Here is a 17,761-nt window from a genome sequence, read left to right as displayed (position 1 = left end):
AAGGGTCTGTGAGTCGCAAAAGCGATCACCAGATGGAAAGGTTTCAATATACAGCCCGCGGGTCGGCTCGTATATTGGCCCGATCCAATTCATAAGCAGCCGGAGGAGACCATGACCCGCACCCCATCCCCCAACGTCTACCGCGGCGTATTCCCGGTAGCGCCCACCATCTTCGACGCCCAAGGCGGCCTCGACCTCGACGGCCAGCGCCGCTGCATCGACTTCATGATCGATGCGGGTTCGCACGGCATCTGCATCCTGGCTAACTTCTCCGAGCAGTTCGTGCTGAGCGACGACGAGCGCAACGTGCTGATGAAGACCGTGCTGGAACACGTGGACGGCCGCGTGCCGGTGATCGTCACCACCACGCATTTCAGCTCGCGCCTGTGCGCCGAGCGCAGCCGCGCGGCGCAGGACGCGGGCGCTGCCATGGTGATGGTGATGCCGCCCTACCACGGCGCCACCATCCGCGTGCCTGAGCGCAGCATTTACGAGTTCTTCGCCACGGTCTCGGATGCCATCGACATTCCCATCATGATCCAGGACGCGCCGGTCAGCGGCACCATCCTGAGCGCGCCGTTCCTGGCGCGCATGGCGCGCGAGATCGGCAATGTGTCGTACTTCAAGATCGAAGTGCCGCAGGCCGCGGCCAAGCTGCGCGAGCTGATCGAACTGGGTGGCGACGCCATCGTCGGCCCCTGGGACGGCGAAGAGGCCATCACGCTGATGGCCGACCTGGAAGCGGGCGCCACCGGCGCCATGACCGGCGCGGGTTTCCCCGACGGCATCCGCCAGATCCTCGATGCCTGGCAGGCCGGCGACGCCGAACTGGCCGCGCAGCGCTACCAGCAGTGGCTGCCGCTGATCAACTACGAGAACCGGCAAGGCTGGCTGGCCACCAGCAAGGTGCTGATGCAGGCAGGCGGCGTGATCGCATCGGACGCGGTGCGCCATCCGCTGCAGCCGATGCACCCGGCCACCCGCGAAGGGCTGCTGAAGATTGCACGCCGGCTCGATCCGCTGGTGCTGCGCTGGGCCCGCTGATCTCATTGAAAGGACAAGGCATGACTCTCTCAGGCGAACTCCTGATCGGCCGCCGCGCGGAACGCGGCGGCAACGGCACCATCCGCGCCATCGACGCGGCCACCGGTGCCACCCTCGAACCGGCATTCGGCGGCGCCACGGCTGCGCAGCTCGACCGGGCCTGCGCACTGGCGTGGCAGGCATTCGACGCCTACCGTGAGACCGCGCCCGAGCGGCGCGCCGATTTCCTCGAGGCCATCGCTGCCAATATCCTGGCGCTGGGCGATGCCCTGATCGAACGCTGCACCAGCGAATCCGGCCTGCCGCGCGCCCGCATCGAAGGCGAGCGCGGCCGCACCGTGGGGCAGTTGCGCATGTTCGCAAGCCTGCTGCGCCAGGGCGACTTCCTTGAACTGCGCGTCGACCCCGCGCAACCTGAACGCAAGCCGCTGCCGCGCGTCGACCTGCGCCTGCGCCATATCCCGCTGGGGCCGGTGGCGGTATTCGGCGCCAGCAACTTCCCGCTGGCGTTCTCGGTGGCCGGCGGCGATACCGCCTCGGCCCTGGCCGCGGGTTGCCCGGTCGTCGTCAAGGCACATCCGGCGCACCCCGGCACATCGGAGCTGGTCGGCCGCGCCATCCGCAAGGCCGTTGACGACATGGACCTGCCCGAAGGCACTTTCTCGCTGCTGTTCGATGCCGGGCTGAAGGTCGGGCAAGGGCTAGTGGCCGACCCGCGCATCAAGGCCGTCGGCTTCACCGGCTCACGCGCCGGCGGCATGGCGCTGATGGCGATCGCGGCCGCACGGTCCGAGCCGATCCCCGTGTTTGCCGAGATGAGCAGCATCAACCCGGTGTTGCTGTTCCCGCACGCACTGGCCAATCGCGCCGAAGCCATCGGCACGGCGTTCGCTGATTCCCTGACGCTGGGCGCGGGGCAGTTCTGCACCAACCCTGGCCTGGTGCTGGCGGTTGCGGGGGATGACCTGGATCGCTTCCTGCATGCCGCGGCTGCGCGGCTGGGTGTGCTGCCGGCTGCGACCATGCTGACGCCCGGCATCCATCGAGCCTATTGCGCCGGCGTCGATACGCTCGCCAGCCATGCGCAAGTGCAGACCGTTGCGCGTGGCGCGGCGGGATCGGCTGCGCAGGGACAGGCCGCGCTGTTCGCCACCGACGCCGGTGCCTTCCTGGCCGACGAAGCGCTGCGCCACGAAGTCTTCGGCGCCGCCTCGCTGGTGGTGCGCTGCCGCGACCTCACCGAGATGCGGCGCGTCATCGACGCCCTGGAGGGGCAGCTGACCGCCGCCCTCCATATCGACGATGCCGACCACGACGCCGCCCGCACCTTGCTGCCAGCGCTGGAGCGCCTGGCGGGACGCATCCTGGTCAATGGCTTCGGCACGGGCGTGGAGGTCGGGCATGCGATGGTGCATGGCGGACCCTGGCCGGCTACGTCCGACGGCCGCAGCACCTCGGTCGGCAGCCTGGCCATCGCGCGCTTCCTGCGCCCGGTCAGCTACCAGGACATGCCGCCCGGCCTGCTGCCCGCATCGCTGCGCCCGGACAGCCCGCAACGCCACGCGTGGCGCCTCGACGGCAAGCTGCAAGGCATGCCCGGCTGAGGCTCACCTCGACAACGCCCGCAACGCATCGATCAGCAGGCTCATCGATGCCGTCGGCGGGCGGCCCCGCCGCGTGACGATGCCATAGGGCCCGAGCTTGCGCGGCAGGGGCAGCGGCAGTACCGCCAGCGCGCCAAGCCGGCCGTAGTAGGCGGCGACCGACTCCGGCAGCACCGCAATCAGTTCGCTGTCCGCCAGCAATGACGTGGTCATCAGCACCGCCGCCGTCTCGATGGTCGACGGCGGCGCCGGCACGCCGGCATCCTCGAACGAGCGGTCGATCAGCGCGCGCATCGGGCTGGGGCGCGGCTGCATGATCCACGGGTAGCCCGTCAGTTCCTCGAACGACAGCTTGCGGCGCCGCGCCAGCGGGTGCTGCGGCCCGACCACGATGGCCAGGCCCTCGTCGCCCAGCTGCTCGAATTCCAGCCCGCTGCTGTCCCAGCCATCCGGCACGCGCCCCAGCACGATATCGAGCTGGTCGCGCTCAAGCTGCGGCATCAGCACATCGCTGGTCTCCACGTGCACCGCCACTTCCAGCCGCGGATGATCGCGATTGAGCCGCCGGATCACATCGGCAAGCAGCCCCGGCGTGGGCGCCATCACCGCCCCGACCCGCACGCGCCCGATCTTGCCGGACTCCAGCGCCACCAGTTCATCGCGCAGCCCGCCCATGTCGGCAAACACCAGCCGGGCATAGCGCGTGGCCGCCAGCCCGAAGCGCGTGGCCCGCAGCCCGCGCGCATGGCGCTCGAACAGCGGCACGCCGAGCAGGTCTTCCATGTCCTGCAGCATCTTGCTGACCGCGGGCTGCGTCAGCGTCAGCGCCTCGGCGGCCTGGCGCAGCGAACCGCGCTCCTCCACCGCCAGCAGCAGGCGCAGGTGCTGCATTTTCAGGCGGCCGTGGAGGGTGCTGACGGGTGGGATCATGGGTGGGACGAAGCGTAGAGACGCGTGAGGGCAGGCTTTCGCCTGCGATCACAAATTCTTATCGCTTCGCCTCGTATGGTCAAGCCGGATATATCACTGTCACGCCGACGGCGGCCGGCATCGGATTACTCCTTCGGCGATTCCAGCGTGACTTTCGAGGGGGTGATTTCGCCGACATCCTCCCACGCCTTTGTGTCGAAGCTGAATCTGGCGACGGCGCAGGTCGGCATGTCGGTAATCTCGTCCGACAAGCGATGCGCGAAGTCGGTGAACTCGGGGTTGTGACCGAACAGCATCACGCAATCGAGCTTCTTGTCGAGCGCACGAACGACGGCCAGCAACTCCTCCGCGCTGGTGGCGTACAGCTGGTCATCGAGCGCGATGTCCTTGCGTGCATAGCCGAGCTCGTCGGCGATCAGTTGCGCTGTCGTCAGCGCACGCAGGGCCGGACTCGACAGGAGCAGGTCGGGCTTCAGCTTGCGCTCGGCCAGGCGCTTGCCCATTTCCGGGGCGTCTTGCCGGCCCCGGTCATTCAGGGGGCGCTCACGGTCGGGCAAGGAGGGATCATCTTTACTTGACTTGGCATGCCGGACGAGAAACAGGGTCTTCATGTTTCCTCCTGATCCAAAGGAATGATGTCGATTGCGCGCGTCAGGAGACCTGCACACGGCGACTGGCCTCGCCGCCACGCCCGCCCTATAGTGGACTTGGATGGGCGCGATTGCAACGCGATGCACGTCAACGCACCACCTGTCGGAGGACTGCGCCATGCGGAGCAATTCAGAAGCCATCGAGGTTGTGATCCCCGCCGGCGGCGTGGACCTGCAAGGCATACTCACGTTGCCACCTGGCGCAGTCGCATTGGTATTGTTTGCGCACGGCACGGGCAGTTCCCGGCTTAGCCCGCGCAATCGATATGTGGCCGCGGAGCTCAATCGCTGCGGCATGGCAACGCTGCTGATGGACCTGCTCCTGCCCGAGGAAGACCAGGTGCAGGCCATCCGCTTCGACGTCGAGCTCCTGGCGACACGGCTGGCGCAGGCGACCAGCTGGGTGGCGCGGCAGCAAGCCGTGCCACAGCGGTTCGGCTACTTCGGCGCCAGCGTTGGTGGCGCCGCGTCGATCCGTGCCGCGTGCCAGTCGCCCATCCCAATACACGCCGTCGTTTCGCGCGGGGGCCGGGTCGACCTGGCGGGCCCCGACGCCCTTGCCAAGCTGCTTGCGCCCACCATGCTGATCATCGGCGGGCTGGATCTGAGCGTGCTGGAACGCAATGAGTCGGCCTATGCCCAGCTGACATGCACCAAGAAGCTGGTGATCGTGCCCGGCGCTTCCCATTTGTTCGAGGAGCCCGGCGCACTGGAATCGGTCGCTCGCCTGGCGGCGCAGTGGTTCGAGCGTTATCTCGGCAAAGACTCGCCCTGACCAGGGCCTGCAGCCTGCCCCTGGCGCCGAAGGTACAATGCCCGGGCCCGGCCTGACGGCCACCCGGGCAATGTCACTTTCGCAAACCTCTCAGGGAACAGGACACCAGCCATGCGCGACCCCAGCCGGGCGTTCCTCCTCGGTCCGCTGCTCAAAGGCGTCTCGCGTTCGTTCTATCTGACGCTGCGCGTGCTGCCTGTCCATATGCGCGATCCGGTCGGCCTGGCCTATCTGCTGGCGCGCGCCGCCGACACGATTGCCGATACCTCGCTGATCCCGCCACAACGGCGGCTGACGCTGCTGTTGTCGTTGCGCGACCAGGTCAACGGTGCCACAGCAGACTCAGCGCTGGCCGACAGCATCGCAACCGAGGTGGCAGGCCGGCAGGAACAGTCGGATGAGCGCATCCTGCTCCAGTCACTGGGCCCCGCGCTGGCGCTGCTGGCGCAGCTGGAGCCGGACGACCAGCAAGCGGTACGGCAGATCGTGTCGACCCTGACCGAGGGCATGGAATTCGACCTGCGAACGTTCCCCGACGAACACGCCGGCCGCATCGTCGCGCTTGGCGAACCGGAAGCGCTTGACCGTTACACGTACCTGGTCGCCGGATGCGTCGGCGAATTCTGGACCAGCATGACTGCCGCCCATGTGCCCGGCGCAATCCGCGTGCCCGACGCCATGCTGCGCCGCGGGGTCCGCTTCGGGAAGGCCTTGCAGATGACCAATGTCCTGCGGGACTGCGGCAAGGACCTGCGCATCGGGCGCTGCTATCTTCCGGCGACGATGCTGCACCAGCATGGCTTGAGCCCGCAGGATCTCCTGCTCCCGGACGCCTCGCTGCGCGCGCGGGCCTTGATGCTCGAACTCGTGCACGACACGCTGGACCACTTTCACGAGGCGATGGCCTACACGCTTGCCATTCCCCCGCACTTTATCCGGCTGCGGCTGGCTTGCCTGTGGCCCGTCCTTATCGGCATGGAGACCCTGCTGCTCCTGGTGCGCAACGACGACTGGCTGGACCCGGCAAAGACATCCCGGCTGCAGCGCAGCAAGGTATATCGGATCATTGCGTGTTCGCTGCCGATGGTGCCGTCGAACAGCCTGTTGCGCATCTGGTTTGCGCGCCAGATGCGCAACATCGATGCTGTCATTCGCTGATTCAATGGCCGGTGAATACCGTCAGCACCCCCGTATAGCCATAGAGGTGATCCCTTGCGATCTCGCCGCCGGCAAAGAAACCAGCCAGCGGCAGGTCGCCAAGCGCGCGGCGTACGGTTTGCAACTCGGCATGCGGCGCGCCGAAATGCGGCCCGCCCCGGCCTGAGCAACTGATGTAGAGCGCGCCACGTGCGCGGCTGCCGCCGCGTTCGATCTCTGTGCGAATCTCGGTGGCGACGCGCACCAGGTCCGCGCGCGCCGCGTCGGCATTGCGCATGCAGAAAGCCAGCCGCATGCCGGGCTCGACCATGTCGGCCAGCGCCAGCATGCGATGCTGCACGTCCAGGCCGATCAGGTGGCGCACCAGCGTGTCCGAGCCGAACCTGCCGGGCAGCACCGGAGCATCGTCGGCGGCTGAATTCAAGCCGGCCAGCGTTCCGGACAGCGCCTCCGCCATGGTCTCCACCTGGGCGTCGCGCTCGACGCCCAGGTCATGCAGGATGCAATCCAGGGCCGGCTTGCCGTCCAGCTCGAACAGGAGGTTGTGATCGCTGCGCGTCACGGCGCGCACCGGCCCGATCGGCTGGCAGCCCTGCGTGACGCGGGAGACCAGTTCGATTTCGGGGCCGAACAGCACGCCCGACAACCCACCGGAAAACACGCCATCGGCAATATGCAAGGTACGGTTGCGGGCCGACGACAAGCCGCCGAACAGGTAACCGGTGGCCGTGCGTGCGCTCAGCTCATGCAACAGGTCCTGCACATCCGGCGTACTGCCCTCGGCATGCACCAGCGCGGTATGGGGAACGAAGCCGGAAGACGCCGACGGCAAGGGCTGGCGCCCCGAAAACAACTGGAAGGCATCGCGCGGAAAAGGCGCCGCCATCAGCACCATGGCCGGCTCGTCGAAATACTCCTTGCCGCTGGCGGATACGCCCAGGCCGACCGTGCCGACCCAGGACACGCCGGGCCAGTTCTGCTGCAGCGCGGCAAGGATGGCCTCGGCGGCCAGCGCGTAGTAGTCGCTCAGGTAGCACCAGCCGAGCGTGAGCGGCGGCGCGTTGTCTGCCTTCGCCTGGCGCAGGAAATCCTGCGTGTCCAGCTGGCGCTGGCAGTCTGCCAGCGCGACCTGCCACTCGACGTGGGCCGCGTCAGCGTGAACGAAGGAAAGGTCATGCATGGTGGGTTCCTCCGTATTCAGGCTGGCGACATCCATTGGACCCTGGCCGGCAAGGGGTGTTCAGCCCCTGTTCTGGCGGCCGGTCGGCTGCCGCAGCCGCTCCTGCACAATCTCCTTCTGTAACGCCAGCGCCGCTCCTGTGAGCGAGGCCGTTATTCCGCTTTCGCCCCCGAATCCCGCGCGACCTTGGCCCACTTGTCGGTCTCGGCGCGGATAAAGGCAGCAAGCTGCGTTGGCGTCATGTCGCCGGCGGTCACGCCCTGCTCGTCAAACCGCTTCTGCACCTCCGGCGCCTTCAGCAGCTTGCCCAGCTCCGCCGAGACACGCTGCTCGATCGCCGCGGGCGTGCCGCGCGGCGCCATCAGCGCGAACCACGTGGTGACTTCGTAGCCCCTGACGCCGCTTTCCGCCAGCGTCGGCACGCCGGGATAGGCGGCGGAACGCTTCGCGGTGGTGACCGCCAGCGCCCGCACTTTGCCGCTGCGCACGTGTTGCGACGCCGACGGGCTGGTCTCGATCGCCATTTGGATCTGGCCTGCGATCAGGTCGGTCATCATCGGCGCGCCGCCCTTATACGGCACATGCGCAATGTCGGTGCCGGTCAGCGCGCGAAACAGCTCGCCGGACAGGTGCTCGGTGCTGCCGATGCCGGCCGAGCCGTAGTTGACCTTGCCGGGATGCGCCTTGATATAGGCGATCAGGTCGGACACGGACTTCACCGGGATCGCAGGATTGACCACCAGAACATTGGGCGTCAGCGCCACCAGGCCCACCGGATCGAGGTCGCGCGTGAACTCGTAGGGCAGGCTTTTGTGGATGGCCGGCGCCATGGTGTGGGCGACGGTGGCCAGCAGGAAGGTGTAGCCGTCGGCCGGCGCGCGCACCACGTTGGCCGCGCCGAGGGTGCCGCCGGCGCCGGGGCGGTTGTCCACCACCACCGGCTGCTGCAGCGCCTCGCCCAGCTTCTGGCCGATGGTGCGGGCGAGGATGTCAGTGGTGCCGCCGCTGGCGAAGGGCACTACCAGGGTGATCGGCTTGGTTGGCCAGTTGTCCGCGGCGAACGCGGCGGGCGCGCCCAGCACAGCGGTACCGGCGAGGCCGGCCACCACGGCGCGGCGCATGCGCGAAACGGTTGTCATGCAGTCTCCTTTGCGGGAAGTCATGTTGTTATGGAATGGCGGCTGCGTAGCGTTGCTTCCGCCCGTTTCTGACCGGTGCGACTCTACGCAGCCGCTGGCAAGCGCGCCATCGGGCGGGCGTTAAGGGGTCTTCAGGATTCGTGAACTGCGGCAGGTTTTCCGCTACCATGCGGGCAAATTGCGGCAACGGGGACGCGACATGGAACTGAGGCAACTGCGCTACTTCGTCAGCGTGATCGAGCATGGCAGCATGGGCAAGGCGGCGCTGGAGCTGGGCGTGGTCACGTCCGCGCTGAGCCAGCAGATCAGCCGGCTGGAGAGCGAGCTGTCGACGCGGCTGCTGCAGCGCACCTCCACCGGCGTGGTCGCCACCGATGCCGGGCTGGCCTTCTGGCGCCAGGCCCAGCTAGCGCTGCGCCATATCGACGATGCCGCGCTGGCCGCGCGGCAGGCGCGCCTGTCGGGCCATGTCAGCGTGGGCCTGCCGCCCAGCACCGCCGCGGTGCTGGCGCTGCCCTTCATGCAGGCCATGCGCGAGCGCTACCCCGACGTGCGGCTGCGCATGGTGGAGAGCCTGTCCGGCTACCTCGGCACGATGCTGAGCGCGCGCCAGATCGACCTGGCGGTGCTGTTCAGCGAGGAGCCCGCACAGCGCTGGAGCGTGCTGCCGCTGCTTGATGAGCGCCTGTTCGTGATCGGCGCCGAGGGGCTGGCCGGCATGCCGCGCGGCGAGCAGACCTCGGTGGCGGCACTGGGCAAGCTGCCGCTGATCCTGCCCAGCGGCTCGCATGGACTGCGCGCGCTGGTCGCCGCCTGCTTTCGCCAGGCGAAGCGCGAGCCCCAGGTGGTGGCGGAGATCGACGGGCTGGCGATCCTGATGGATGCCGTGCGCGGTGGCCTGGGCGCCACCATCCAGCCGGGTGCGGCGCTGGCGCGCAGCCATGGCACGCCCTACCGCAGCATACTGGTCACCGACGACGGCGCCACGCGGCCCAACCTGCTGGTCAGCCTGTCCGACGATGAACTGTCGCCGGCGGGCCTGGCCGCGCGCGTGGTGCTGGCCGACGTCGCCACCACGCTGGTGCGCGAGGGGCGCTGGCCCGGCGCCACGTTGCGCCCACGCTGAGCCCGCGTCGCCCTGGCCGGGCTTCACGAAAACTGAAGCCCCCTTGCCGCGCCCCTGCTGGCGCCCGCCCGCCTTGCCCGCCAAGATGGCACCTGCAAGGAGACAATCCCTATGGTCGACGTATTGGTAATTGGCGGCGGCAACGCGGCCCTGTGCGCAGCGCTGATGGCGCGCGAAGCCGGGGCCTCGGTGCTGCTGCTCGAATCCGCGCCGCGCGCCTGGCGCGGCGGCAACTCCCAGCACACGCGCAACCTGCGCTGCATGCACGACGCGCCGCAAGACGTGCTGGTCGATGCCTATCCCGAGGAAGAGTACTGGCAGGACCTGCTCAAGGTCACCGGCGGCATCACCGACGAACACCTGGCGCGGCTGGTGATCCGCGCGTCATCGACGTGCCGGCCTTGGATGCGCAGGCACGGCGTGCGCTTCCAGCCGCCGCTGTCGGGTGCGCTGCACGTGGCGCGCACCAACGCCTTCTTCATGGGTGGCGGCAAGGCGCTGGTCAACGCGTACTACCGCAGCGCCGAAGCGATGGGCGTGCAGGTCCGCTATGAAACCCCGGTGGATACAATCGAGCTGGACGGCGACCGCTTCGTCGCCGCGCGCAGCGGCAGCCAGCGCTTCACGGCGCGCACCTGCGTGCTGGCCGCGGGCGGCTTCGAATCCAACCGCGAATGGCTGCGCGAAGCCTGGGGCCAGAACGAACGTGGCGAATGGCCCGCCGACAACTTCCTGATCCGCGGCACGCGCTTCAACCAGGGCGTGCTGCTGCGGCACATGATCGACGCCGGCGCCGATACCATCGGCGACCCGTCGCAATCGCACTGCGTTGCCATCGACGCGCGCGCGCCGCTGTACGACGGCGGCATCTGCACGCGCATCGATTGCGTGTCGCTGGGCATCGTGGTCAATTGCGACGCCGTGCGCTTCTACGACGAGGGCGAGGACTTCTGGCCCAAGCGCTACGCCATCTGGGGCCGGCTGGTGGCGCAGCAGCCCGGGCAGATCGGCTATTCGATCATCGACAGCCAGGCCATCGGCCGCTTCATGCCGCCGGTGTTTCCCGGCGAGAAGGCCGACACGCTGCCCGAACTCGCACGCAAGCTGGGGCTGCCGGAAGCGCAGTTCGTGCGCACGGTGCAGGACTACAACGCGGCGTGCCGCGTCGGCACCTTCGACCATACCGCGCTGGACGACTGCCACACCGAAGGCCTGGCACCGGCCAAGACGCATTGGGCCAGGCCGCTCGACCAGACGCCGTTCTACGGCTACGCGCTGCGGCCGGGCATCACCTTCACTTACCTGGGGCTCAAGGTCAACGACTGCGCCCAGGTGCACTTTGGCGGCAAGCCAAGCGGGAATCTGTTCGTGGCAGGAGAAATGATGGCCGGCAACGTGCTCGGCAAGGGATACACCGCCGGTGTCGGCATGTCGATCGGCACGGCCTTCGGGCGCATCGCGGGCACGCAGGCTGCATTGGCGGCGGGCATCAACACGGGAGCCGTCCATGCAGAAGCTTGAGGCCCTGGCACGCGAGGCCGCGCAACTGGCCGGGCAGGACGCTGCCACGTCCGCGCCGCAACCCCGCATCATCCGCGTGCTGCCGTTAACCGACAATGAGGCCGAAGTCGCCCGGCAGATGCAGATCTGCAATGCCTGCCGCTACTGCGAAGGCTTCTGCGCGGTGTTCCCGGCCATGACCCGCCGGCTGGAGTTCGGCAAGGCCGACGTCAACTACCTGGCCAACCTGTGCCACAACTGCGGCGCCTGCTACCACGCCTGCCAGTACGCGCCGCCGCATGATTTCGGCGTCAATGTGCCGCAGGCGATGGCAAAGGTGCGGCTGGAAACCTATAGCGAGTATGCATGGCCCGCGCCGCTGGGCAAGCTGTACCAGCGCAACGGGCTCACGGTGTCGGTGGCGCTGGCCTTCGGGCTGGCGTTGTTCCTGGTGCTGGCCGCCACGCTGGGCGGCGAGCTGTGGCAGACGCATGCGCGCGGCAACTTCTATGCGGTATTCCCGCACAACACGCTGGCGGCGCTGTTCGGCGGGGTGTTCGCCTTTACCGTGCTTGCGCTTGGCCTGGGCGTGCGCCGATTCTGGCGCGATGTGTCGGCCGGTACGGCATCGGCACCCGCCGTGGCAGAGGCGGCCCGGAACGTGCTGGCGCTCACCTACCTCGATGGCGGCCACGGCGATGGCTGCAACGAGGCCAGCGACCGCTTCACGCTGGCGCGGCGGCGCTTCCACCATTTCACGTTCTACGGCTTCATGCTGTGCTTTGCATCGACAGTGGTGGCGACCGGCTACCACTATCTGCTGGGCTGGCATGCGCCCTATCCGGTCATGAGCCTGCCAGTGCTGCTGGGCACCGCCGGCGGCGTGGGCCTGCTGGTGGGCCCGGCCGGCTTGATGTGGCTGAACCTGCGCCGGCACCCGATGCATGGGGATGCCCGGCAGCGGCCGATGGACCGCGGCTTTATCGTGCTGCTGCTGCTGACCAGCGCCACCGGGCTGGGGTTGCTGGCCGGGCGCGGCACGGCGGCGATGCCGCTGCTGCTGGCGGTCCACCTTGGCGTGGTGATGGCGTTGTTTGCGACGCTGCCGTATGGCAAGTTCGCACACGGCATCTATCGCAGTGCGGCGCTGCTCAAGGCCGCGATCGAGAAGCGGCAGAAGAACAAGCTGCAGCTTGGCAGCGACTGAGTGGCAGCCATGCCCGCACAAGCCGTCCCCGCCCACGCATAAACAAAAAGCCGGTCCCCGACAGGGAACCGGCTTTTCTTTGGCGCAGCCAGGATGTGAATCAATCCACCGTAGCGCCCGAAGCCTTCACCACCTTCGCCCACTTGGCCGTTTCCGACTTCATGAACGCGGCCAGCTGGGCCGGCTTTTCCGGGTTGGGTTCGGCGCCCTGGTCGGCCATCTGCTTCTTCACTTCCGGCATGGCCAGGATCTTCACCACTTCGGCGTTCAGGCGGTCGACGATGGGCTGCGGCGTGCCACCGGTGGCGTACAGCGCAAACCACGAGGTGGCTTCATAGCCCGGCACGCCCGATTCGGCCACGGTCGGCACGTTGGGCAGCGCCGGCGATCGCTTGGCCGAGGTCACGGCGATGGCGCGCAGCTTGCCGGCCTTCACGTGCGGGTAGGACGACGGCATGTTGTCGAACATCAGGCCGATCTGGTTGCCCAGCAGGTCGTTCACGGCCGGGGCGCTGCCCTTATACGGGATGTGCTGGATATGCAGGCCGGTCATCGAGTTAAACAGCTCGCCCGACAGGTGCATCGACGAGCCGCTGCCCGACGAACCGTACGACAGCTTGTCCGGGTTGGCCTTGACGTAGGTGATCAGTTCTTTGACGTTGTTGACCGGCACCTTGGGATTCACCACCACCAGGTTCGGCACCATGGCCACGCGCGTGATCGGCGCGAAGTCCTTGACCGGGTCGTACGGCAGCTTGGAGTACAGCGACTGGTTGATCGCGTGCGTGCCGATGGTGCCCATGAACAGCGTGTAGCCGTCGCCCGGGGCCTTGGCCGCCAGCGAGGCGCCGATGTTGCCGCCTGCGCCCGGACGGTTGTCGATCACCACCGGCTGGCCGAGCGCCTTGCCCAGCTGCAGGCCGACGATGCGGGCCAGGATGTCGGTGGTGCCGCCGGCCGAGAATGGCACGATCAGGGTGATCGGCTTGGTCGGGTAGCCGCCCTGCGCATGGGCCGCACCGGCAAAGCCGGCGATGGTGGTGGCCAGCGCCACGCCAGCGGCAAGCAGGCGGCGGCGCGTGGTGGAAGTCTGGGAATCTTGTCTCATCGGTAATGCTCCGGTGCTATATCGTTCCGGCGGTGATTGGGTACCGCGGGAGGTTGTGCTGAATGGCGTGATTGCCGTTCCCGAACGGATGGCGCGCACATGCGCGCATCCGGTGGGCGGCCCGGCCAGGGGCCGCCATGCGTGACGCTTGGTTAACGTCTCTTCTTGTTGAATGCTTAAATGCTGGATGCCGAGGCGCGGTGCTTACACCGGCGCAACGCCCAGCGTGGTGCCGCCGCACACGTACAGCACCTGACCGGTGACGAAGCCGCTGTCGGGCGACAGGAAGAACAGCGCGGCACGCGCAACGTCTTCCGGCGTGCCCATGCGCTTAACGGTGATGCTGGCCAGGATGCGCCTGGTCTGTTCAGCACCTTCGGGGTTGCTCTTGCGGAACAGCTCGGTGGCGATCGGGCCCGGAGCCACGGCGTTGACGGTGACGCCGTCGCCGCCCAGCTCCATCGCCAGCGTGCGGGTCATGCCGATCAGGCCGGCTTTGGTAGCGGAGTACACCACGCGCTCGGCCTTGCCCAGCGCGGCGCGCGAGGCCATGTTGACGATGCGGCCAAAACCGGCGGCGCGCATCGCGGGCAGGCACGCCTGCGTCAGCAGCAGCGTGGCTTGCAGGTGCAGGCCGGTCACGTAGTCCAGGTCGGCAACGGTGGCGGTGTCGGCGGTGCCGGGGCGCGTGGCGCCGGCGTTGTTCACCAGGCGCGTGACGGTGAAGCGCGAGGTCACCTGCGCGGCCACGGCGCGGGTCGCCTCGGCATCGGTCAGGTCGGCCTGGAAGAAAGTCATGTTCGGGTGCGACCAGGCCGGTTCGGCATAGTCGACATTGACCACCTGGGTCACGCCATCGGCCAGCAGCATTTCACAGATGGCGCGGCCGATACCGGAACTGCCGCCGGTCACGAGCGTGGCTACGGGAAGGGACATCTCTTGCTCACTCCAAGAACTACCGCTAACTCGCTCCCTCTCCCGCTTGCGGGAGAGGGAGTACACCCTCAGCTTTCCAACTGGCTTGACTTAGACCCGCTCGATCACCATCGCAATACCCTGGCCCACGCCAATGCACATCGTGCACAGCGCGAAGCGGCCGCCGGTGCGGTGCAGCTGGTACATCGCGGTGGTGACCAGGCGCGCGCCGCTCATGCCCAGCGGGTGGCCCAGCGCGATCGCGCCGCCGTTCGGGTTGACGCGCTTGTCGTCGTCGGCCACGCCCAGTTCACGCAGCACGGCCAGGCCTTGCGCGGCGAACGCTTCGTTCAGCTCGATCACGTCGATCTGGTCCATGGTCATGCCCAGCTGCTTGAGCAGCTTCTGCGACGCCGGTGCCGGGCCGATGCCCATCACGCGCGGCGCCACGCCGGCGGTGGCCATGCCGACGATGCGGGCGCGCGGGGTCAGGCCGTGTTGCTTGATACCGGCTTCACTCGCCAGCAGCAGCGCACAGGCGCCGTCGTTCACGCCCGAGGCATTGCCAGCGGTCACGGTGCCGTCAGGACGGACCACGCCGCGCAGCTTGGCCAGCGCTTCCATGCTGGTGGCGCGCGGGTGCTCGTCGCGCTCGACCACGATCGGGTCGCCCTTCTTCTGGGCGATGGTGACCGGGGTGATTTCCTGCGCCAGCGTGCCGTCGGCCTGCGCGCGCGAGGCCTTTTCCTGGCTGCGCAGGGCCATCAGGTCCTGGTCTTCGCGGCTGATCTTGTAGTCGGTGGCGACGTTCTCGGCGGTCTCGGGCATCGAGTCCACGCCGTAGGCCGCGCGCATGGCCGGGTTGATAAAGCGCCAGCCGATGGTGGTGTCGAAGATCTGCGCATCGCGCGAGAAGGCGCTGGTGGCCTTGCCCATCACGAACGGGGCGCGGCTCATGCTTTCCACGCCGCCGGCGATCATCAGGGTGGCTTCGCCGGCCTTGATGGCGCGCGCGGCGGTGCCGGTGGCGTCCATGCCGGAGCCGCACAGGCGGTTGAGGGTCGCACCCGGCACCTCTTGCGGCAGGCCAGCCAGCAGCGCCGACATGCGCGCCACGTTGCGGTTGTCTTCGCCGGCCTGGTTGGCGTTGCCGTAGATCACGTCATCGATCGCCTTCCAGTCCAGGTTCGGATTACGGGCCATCAGCGCCTTCAGCGGCACCGCGCCGAGGTCGTCCGGGCGCACCGCGGACAGGCTGCCGCCGTAGCGGCCGATGGGGGTGCGGATGGCGTCGCAGATAAAGGCTTCGGTCATGGTGTGTCTCTCTCGTTTTGGTGTGTGGTGATGCCGGCGCTCAGGCGGCCAGCTTCAGGGGAACGCCGGTAATGCGCTGCAGTTCATCGAAGCTCAGCCCTTCGACCAGGTCGCGCGCGACCAGCCCGTCGGCGGTCACGTCGATGGTCGCAAGGTCAGTGTAGATGCGGGTCACGCAGCCGATGCCGGTCAGCGGATAGGTGCACTGCGGCACGATCTTGCTCTCGCCCTGCTTGGTCTGGTGCTCCATCATCACGAACACTTGCTTGGCGCCAATGGCCAGGTCCATCGCGCCGCCCACGGCGGGGATGGCGCCGGGCGCGCCGGTGTGCCAGTTGGCCAGGTCGCCCTTCTCCGATACCTGGAACGCGCCCAGCACGCAGAAGTCGAGGTGGCCGCCACGCATCATCGCAAACGAATCGGCGTGGTGGAAGTAGGAACCGCCCGGCTTGATCGTCACCGGCTGCTTGCCGGCGTTGATCAGGTCGCCGTCTTCCTCACCCGGCGCGGGCGCGGAGCCCATGCCGAGCAGGCCGTTCTCGCTGTGCAGCAGGATTTCCTTGTCTGCGGGCAGGTGGTTGCCGACAAGCGTCGGCAGGCCGATGCCGAGGTTGACCACGGCACCTTCGGGAATGTCTTTGGCCACGCGGGCGGCCATCTGATCGCGGGTCAGGCGTTGCATGCTGTTTCTCCTGTGTTCGCGCTCAGGCGACCTTGACGACGCGCTTGACGAAGAGGCCCGGCGTCACGATGTGTTCGGGGTCCATCTCGCCCAGCTCGACCACGCGGCTGACCTGCACGATGGCGCAATTGGCGGCCATCGCCATGATCGGGCCGAAGTTGCGCGCGGTCTTGCGGTAGGTAAGGTTGCCCCAGCGGTCGGCCGTGTCAGCCTTGATCAGCGCGAAGTCGGCGTGGATCGGGGTTTCGAACACATAGCCCTGGCCGTCGATGATGCGCGTTTCCTTGCCTTCGGCCAGCGGCGTGCCGTACGCGGTGCGCGTGAAGAAGCCGCCGATGCCGGCACCGGCGGCGCGGATGCGTTCGGCCAGGTTGCCCTGGGGCACCAGTTCCAGCTCGATCTCGCCCGCGTGGTAGAGCGAATCGAAGACGTACGAATCCGCCTGGCGCGGGAACGAGCAGACGATCTTGCGCACGCGCTTGGTCTTGAGCAGCGCGGCCAGCCCGGTGTCGCCGTTGCCGGCGTTGTTGTTGACGATGGTGAGGTCTCGCGCGCCCTGCTCGATCAGCGCGTCGATCAGTTCCGCAGGCATGCCTGCAAGGCCAAAGCCGCCAATCAGGATGGTGGCGCCGTCGTGGATGCCGGCGACTGCCGCTTCCACCGTGTCGTATAGCTTGTTGATCACTTGCGTTCCAGGTCGGAAGATCCGCCAGGCTACCGGAGCGGGCCGCAAGACGCGGCGCATGAAAGGCTGTCTCCGGTAATCCTGCCGGAAGGAGTTTCGTCGCGGCGGGCGGCGGGGCGCTACCCATTTGAACGAGTCCAGCAGTCTGCGTGTGGCCTTTGTGGTGTGGACCGGTTGTTCGTTAACCGATTTGTTCGATATACGAACTTGAATTCGCAGAATGAACAGGTTACACCTGCGCGTCGACGACGGTCAAGCCGACCGGGCGGTCGGCCAACCAGATTGTGCGATAAGCGCGCGCGGGTGACGGGCACGCCCCGTATGTAGGAAGGGGCCGACATCACAATCGGCTCGCACTCGATATGGCCCGGGGGCCGCGCGGGCTATTGTGGAATCAGGCAAGGCAAGACCCGCACAGCAGCCACCGGACCACCCGGCTGAGCAGGGCAGCCTGGCAACAAACAAGAACGAGGAGCCCGATCATGGCCACCGTCCACGTCCCGTTTACATCCACGCCCCATGCAGCGGCGCTTGCGCGCATCCTGCATGTCACGCAGCAGGCGTGGGGACTGAAACCCCGCAAGGATCGACTGCAATCCCCCGTGCCTGCCCCGGCAGGCACCGACATGCCATCCCGCCCGCCGCCGCTGTCACGCCGTGCGCGCCTGGCGCGGGCAGCCGCCCGCGCGTTTGAAGCGCAAGTGATGGCGATTCGTTGCCGCCAGGTATTCGTCGCCTGACGGG

General features: G+C 67.7%; 17 protein-coding genes. 8 read left to right on the top strand and 9 right to left on the bottom strand.

Annotation, left to right across the window (positions count from 1 at the left end; translation table 11 throughout):
* Nucleotides 1–111: 111 nt before the first annotated feature.
* Together KB879_RS18770 and KB879_RS18765 are read left to right on the top strand one after the other, a co-directional pair.
* Nucleotides 112–1,044 (top strand): dihydrodipicolinate synthase family protein, encoded by a 933-nt coding sequence (locus KB879_RS18770; protein WP_013951911.1) that lies wholly within the window; start codon nucleotides 112–114, stop codon nucleotides 1,042–1,044.
* 20 nt (nucleotides 1,045–1,064) lie between these two features.
* Nucleotides 1,065–2,648 (top strand): aldehyde dehydrogenase (NADP(+)), encoded by a 1,584-nt coding sequence (locus tag KB879_RS18765; protein ID WP_013951910.1) that lies wholly within the window; start codon nucleotides 1,065–1,067, stop codon nucleotides 2,646–2,648.
* A 3-nt stretch (nucleotides 2,649–2,651) separates the two neighbouring features.
* Here KB879_RS18765 and KB879_RS18760 read toward each other — a convergent pair whose 3' ends face one another.
* Nucleotides 2,652–3,578, bottom strand: a complete 927-nt coding sequence (locus tag KB879_RS18760; protein ID WP_013951909.1) for a LysR family transcriptional regulator — start codon at nucleotides 3,576–3,578, stop codon at nucleotides 2,652–2,654.
* A 125-nt stretch (nucleotides 3,579–3,703) separates the two neighbouring features.
* Nucleotides 3,704–4,189, bottom strand: a complete 486-nt coding sequence (locus KB879_RS18755) for a histidine phosphatase family protein (protein WP_013951908.1) — start codon at nucleotides 4,187–4,189, stop codon at nucleotides 3,704–3,706.
* A 157-nt stretch (nucleotides 4,190–4,346) separates the two neighbouring features.
* On the opposite strand from KB879_RS18755, the gene KB879_RS18750 reads away from it, so the two are divergent.
* Both KB879_RS18750 and KB879_RS18745 read left to right on the top strand, forming a co-directional pair.
* Entirely contained in the window at nucleotides 4,347–5,003 is a 657-nt protein-coding gene (locus KB879_RS18750) for a dienelactone hydrolase family protein (protein WP_013951907.1), read from the top strand.
* Between the two features lie 111 nt (nucleotides 5,004–5,114).
* A complete protein-coding gene (locus KB879_RS18745) occupies nucleotides 5,115–6,161 on the top strand; it encodes a phytoene/squalene synthase family protein (RefSeq protein ID WP_013951906.1) in 1,047 nt (348 codons plus the stop codon).
* Between the two features lies 1 nt (nucleotide 6,162).
* Here KB879_RS18745 and KB879_RS18740 read toward each other — a convergent pair whose 3' ends face one another.
* The gene (locus tag KB879_RS18740; protein WP_041228516.1) at nucleotides 6,163–7,341 is read right to left on the bottom strand and encodes an FIST N-terminal domain-containing protein; all 1,179 of its coding nucleotides are present in this window, start codon (nucleotides 7,339–7,341) and stop codon (nucleotides 6,163–6,165) included.
* Between the two features lie 152 nt (nucleotides 7,342–7,493).
* Nucleotides 7,494–8,480, bottom strand: a complete 987-nt coding sequence (locus tag KB879_RS18735; RefSeq protein WP_211979558.1) for a tripartite tricarboxylate transporter substrate binding protein — start codon at nucleotides 8,478–8,480, stop codon at nucleotides 7,494–7,496.
* Between the two features lie 199 nt (nucleotides 8,481–8,679).
* Here KB879_RS18735 and KB879_RS18730 point away from each other — a divergent pair, with 199 nt between their 5' ends.
* The 3 genes from KB879_RS18730 (at nucleotide 8,680) to tcuB (ending at nucleotide 12,313) form a co-directional block, all read left to right on the top strand.
* On the top strand, nucleotides 8,680–9,606 hold the full coding sequence (locus tag KB879_RS18730) for a LysR family transcriptional regulator (protein WP_013951903.1): 927 nt from the start codon (nucleotides 8,680–8,682) through the stop codon (nucleotides 9,604–9,606).
* Between the two features lie 111 nt (nucleotides 9,607–9,717).
* Nucleotides 9,718–11,127 (top strand): FAD-dependent tricarballylate dehydrogenase TcuA, encoded by a 1,410-nt coding sequence (gene tcuA / locus KB879_RS18725; RefSeq protein WP_211979557.1) that lies wholly within the window; start codon nucleotides 9,718–9,720, stop codon nucleotides 11,125–11,127.
* The gene (gene tcuB, locus KB879_RS18720) at nucleotides 11,114–12,313 is read left to right on the top strand and encodes a tricarballylate utilization 4Fe-4S protein TcuB (protein WP_211979556.1); all 1,200 of its coding nucleotides are present in this window, start codon (nucleotides 11,114–11,116) and stop codon (nucleotides 12,311–12,313) included. Before tcuA ends, tcuB begins: the two co-directional genes overlap by 14 nt.
* A 100-nt stretch (nucleotides 12,314–12,413) precedes the next feature.
* Here tcuB and KB879_RS18715 read toward each other — a convergent pair whose 3' ends face one another.
* From KB879_RS18715 to KB879_RS18695, 5 genes are all read right to left on the bottom strand, one after another.
* Entirely contained in the window at nucleotides 12,414–13,421 is a 1,008-nt protein-coding gene (locus KB879_RS18715; RefSeq protein ID WP_013951900.1) for a tripartite tricarboxylate transporter substrate binding protein, read from the bottom strand.
* A 204-nt stretch (nucleotides 13,422–13,625) separates the two neighbouring features.
* Nucleotides 13,626–14,357: an SDR family NAD(P)-dependent oxidoreductase gene (locus tag KB879_RS18710; RefSeq protein ID WP_211979555.1), complete on the bottom strand. Its 732-nt coding sequence runs from the start codon at nucleotides 14,355–14,357 to the stop codon at nucleotides 13,626–13,628.
* A 90-nt stretch (nucleotides 14,358–14,447) separates the two neighbouring features.
* The gene (pcaF, locus tag KB879_RS18705; protein ID WP_013951898.1) at nucleotides 14,448–15,650 is read right to left on the bottom strand and encodes a 3-oxoadipyl-CoA thiolase; all 1,203 of its coding nucleotides are present in this window, start codon (nucleotides 15,648–15,650) and stop codon (nucleotides 14,448–14,450) included.
* A gap of 40 nt (nucleotides 15,651–15,690) precedes the next feature.
* Entirely contained in the window at nucleotides 15,691–16,332 is a 642-nt protein-coding gene (locus tag KB879_RS18700) for a 3-oxoacid CoA-transferase subunit B (protein WP_013951897.1), read from the bottom strand.
* Between the two features lie 22 nt (nucleotides 16,333–16,354).
* Nucleotides 16,355–17,017 carry a 3-oxoacid CoA-transferase subunit A gene (locus KB879_RS18695; RefSeq protein WP_041228515.1) on the bottom strand — a complete coding sequence of 221 codons (663 nt, stop codon included), beginning with the start codon at nucleotides 17,015–17,017 and terminating at the stop codon, nucleotides 16,355–16,357.
* Between the two features lie 482 nt (nucleotides 17,018–17,499).
* Here KB879_RS18695 and KB879_RS18690 point away from each other — a divergent pair, with 482 nt between their 5' ends.
* Nucleotides 17,500–17,757 carry a hypothetical protein gene (locus KB879_RS18690; protein WP_013951895.1) on the top strand — a complete coding sequence of 86 codons (258 nt, stop codon included), beginning with the start codon at nucleotides 17,500–17,502 and terminating at the stop codon, nucleotides 17,755–17,757.
* Nucleotides 17,758–17,761 lie beyond the last annotated feature (4 nt).

The organism is Cupriavidus sp. KK10 (genome assembly GCF_018223725.1).
GTDB lineage: Bacteria > Pseudomonadota > Gammaproteobacteria > Burkholderiales > Burkholderiaceae > Cupriavidus > Cupriavidus necator.
This window is presented reverse-complemented; position numbering and strand designations above follow the sequence as displayed.

What these genes read in the sequence shown, in the direction of transcription:
- KB879_RS18765 (WP_013951910.1), top strand. Translation starts at nt 1,065, where the DNA reads ATGACTCTCTCAGGCGAACTCCTGATCGGCCGCCGCGCGGAACGCGGC.
- KB879_RS18730 (WP_013951903.1), top strand. Translation starts at nt 8,680, where the DNA reads ATGGAACTGAGGCAACTGCGCTACTTCGTCAGCGTGATCGAGCATGGC.
- KB879_RS18760 (WP_013951909.1), bottom strand. Translation starts at nt 3,578, where the DNA reads ATGATCCCACCCGTCAGCACCCTCCACGGCCGCCTGAAAATGCAGCAC.
- KB879_RS18745 (WP_013951906.1), top strand. Translation starts at nt 5,115, where the DNA reads ATGCGCGACCCCAGCCGGGCGTTCCTCCTCGGTCCGCTGCTCAAAGGC.
- pcaF (WP_013951898.1), bottom strand. Translation starts at nt 15,650, where the DNA reads ATGACCGAAGCCTTTATCTGCGACGCCATCCGCACCCCCATCGGCCGC.
- KB879_RS18770 (WP_013951911.1), top strand. Translation starts at nt 112, where the DNA reads ATGACCCGCACCCCATCCCCCAACGTCTACCGCGGCGTATTCCCGGTA.
- KB879_RS18710 (WP_211979555.1), bottom strand. Translation starts at nt 14,357, where the DNA reads ATGTCCCTTCCCGTAGCCACGCTCGTGACCGGCGGCAGTTCCGGTATC.
- tcuA (WP_211979557.1), top strand. Translation starts at nt 9,718, where the DNA reads ATGGTCGACGTATTGGTAATTGGCGGCGGCAACGCGGCCCTGTGCGCA.
- KB879_RS18700 (WP_013951897.1), bottom strand. Translation starts at nt 16,332, where the DNA reads ATGCAACGCCTGACCCGCGATCAGATGGCCGCCCGCGTGGCCAAAGAC.
- KB879_RS18740 (WP_041228516.1), bottom strand. Translation starts at nt 7,341, where the DNA reads ATGCATGACCTTTCCTTCGTTCACGCTGACGCGGCCCACGTCGAGTGG.
- KB879_RS18755 (WP_013951908.1), bottom strand. Translation starts at nt 4,189, where the DNA reads ATGAAGACCCTGTTTCTCGTCCGGCATGCCAAGTCAAGTAAAGATGAT.
- KB879_RS18690 (WP_013951895.1), top strand. Translation starts at nt 17,500, where the DNA reads ATGGCCACCGTCCACGTCCCGTTTACATCCACGCCCCATGCAGCGGCG.
- KB879_RS18735 (WP_211979558.1), bottom strand. Translation starts at nt 8,480, where the DNA reads ATGACAACCGTTTCGCGCATGCGCCGCGCCGTGGTGGCCGGCCTCGCC.
- KB879_RS18715 (WP_013951900.1), bottom strand. Translation starts at nt 13,421, where the DNA reads ATGAGACAAGATTCCCAGACTTCCACCACGCGCCGCCGCCTGCTTGCC.
- KB879_RS18750 (WP_013951907.1), top strand. Translation starts at nt 4,347, where the DNA reads ATGCGGAGCAATTCAGAAGCCATCGAGGTTGTGATCCCCGCCGGCGGC.
- tcuB (WP_211979556.1), top strand. Translation starts at nt 11,114, where the DNA reads ATGCAGAAGCTTGAGGCCCTGGCACGCGAGGCCGCGCAACTGGCCGGG.